Here is a 1855-nt window from a genome sequence, read left to right as displayed (position 1 = left end):
CGGCCGGGATCGCGGCGTTGGCGGACGCGGCCAGCGATCCCTGCTCCACCTCGGTCGGAATCGGACCGGCGCTTGGGGGAATCTCGGCCGTGTGGACGAGCGCCCCGCCCACATGGAACGAGGCGCGGACGCGTGGCAGCGCCTCCCGGTTCTCCCGCGTCGCCGTGACGAACGTCCGCAGCAGCGCCTCCTCGCCCGCCACGAGCGGGACCGGGAACTCCCGCGATTGCACCGTCTGCACGAGATACGCCATCGCAGGACCGCTTCCGCATGGGGGAATGCGCCCGTTCGGCAGGCCGTCCAGCCAGTCGAGGAAGTCGGCGTCGGACGGCGCGCAGAGTCCTGTGCCGTCGGCCACGAGCGTTTCGAGCAAGTTCAAGGCGGTCAGCTCGGCGGGAAGGGCGCCGGACATCTCCGCGTTGCCCGACAGGGAGAGCTCTCGGAGGCTCGTCAGTCCTCGGAACTCCACCGGCACCGCACCCTGCAGTTCGTTGTGCCCGGCATGCAGCTCTCGGAGTCTGGCAAGGCGGCCCAGCTCGGGGGGCAGCGAGCCGGCCAGCCCGTTCCGGGCGAGAGCCAGCCTTCGAAGGTGGGACAGGCTGCCCAACTCGCCCGGGATCGGCCCTGTCAGTTCGTTGCCACCGAGGAACAAACCGCGCAGTTCGGCAAGGTCTCCAAGCTCGGACGGGACCGTCCCCGCCAAGTGATTGTCCGAGAGGTCGAGCCACCCCAGGTTGCGGAGGCGCCCGAGTTCGGCGGGAATCGCGCCTTCCAGGTCGCTCCCCCACAGGCTGAGTGATATCAGATTGGCGAGGTCGCCGAGTTCGGCCGGGATCACTCCCGCCAAGTCGGAATTGCTACCACCGAGGTTCAGCTGATCCAGATGCTGCAGACTTCCGAGTTCGGGGGGGATGACCCCCGAGAGACGGTTGTAGGTCAGTGACAGGCCGGTCACGCGCCCCTGGTCGTCGACCTCCACTCCATACCAGTCCCCGAGCGGCCGATCCGTCAGCCAGTTGTCGGAATTGGCCCAGTCGGGTCCGCCAAGCGTCTCGTATGCGACCTCCAGGATCTCGCGGTCCGACAGCGGCGCGCACGCGACGCCCGTACCCTCGTGGGACGGTATCGCGTTCAACCATTCCTGGAACCCAGCTTGAGACGGTGCGCAAACGTCGGTCCCCTCGTAGTGAAGCGCGCGCAACGACAGCCCCGCCAGCGACTGCGGAAGCGGGCCGGACAGAGCCGTGTTGCCACCGATCCTCAACTCCGTCATCCGAGCCAACGTCCCGAGACTCGCAGGGAGTCGTCCCGAGAGCCCGTTTCGTTCCAGGTCGAGGGCCGCCACGCGACCCAACGAGTCGGCGCGGACCCCATACCACTCGTCCAGGGCCGGGCCGCCGACCCACCCGTCGGCATTTGTCCAGCGGGGACCGCCCGCTCGCTCGAACAACACCTCGAGCACCTTCCGGTCGGACTCGTTGCAGAGAGCGTCCGACTCGTCCCGGCGTTCGATGCCCTCCAGCCATACCACAAATGCGGAAATGCCGGGCACGCAAAGACTTTCGTTGCCCCGGATGTGGAAGGTTTGAAGACTGTCGAGTTGCAGGAAGCTCTGCGGGATTGCGCCGGTGAGGTTGTTAAAGGCCAGTTGGAGCCAGTCAAGCTTCACCAGGTTGCCGAGTTCGGCCGGGATTGGGCCCTCCAGCGCATTGTCGTAAAGCTCGAGCCTTTCCAGGCTGACCAGGTTGCCGAGTTCGGACGGAATCGGGCCCTCCAGCGCGCCGTGGTTCAACCCTAGAACCCGCAGCTGGGCGAGATCGGCAAGTTCGGACGGAATCGGACCGGTGAGGTCGTT

The 1855-nt window shown here is 67.0% G+C and carries 1 protein-coding gene; it reads right to left on the bottom strand.

The genetic code is table 11. The features are described 5' to 3' along the window. Nucleotides 1-1855, bottom strand: a 1855-nt coding sequence (locus tag J4G12_10190) for a hypothetical protein (protein MCE2456160.1), incomplete at both ends; no start/stop codon positions are given.

The sequence above is a fragment of the Gemmatimonadota bacterium genome (assembly GCA_021295815.1).
In the GTDB taxonomy this organism is placed as follows: domain Bacteria; phylum Gemmatimonadota; class Gemmatimonadetes; order Longimicrobiales; family Gaopeijiaceae; genus JAGWBQ01.
The sequence above is the reverse complement of the archived record's forward strand: the minus strand, read 5'-3'. Positions and strand labels throughout refer to the sequence as shown.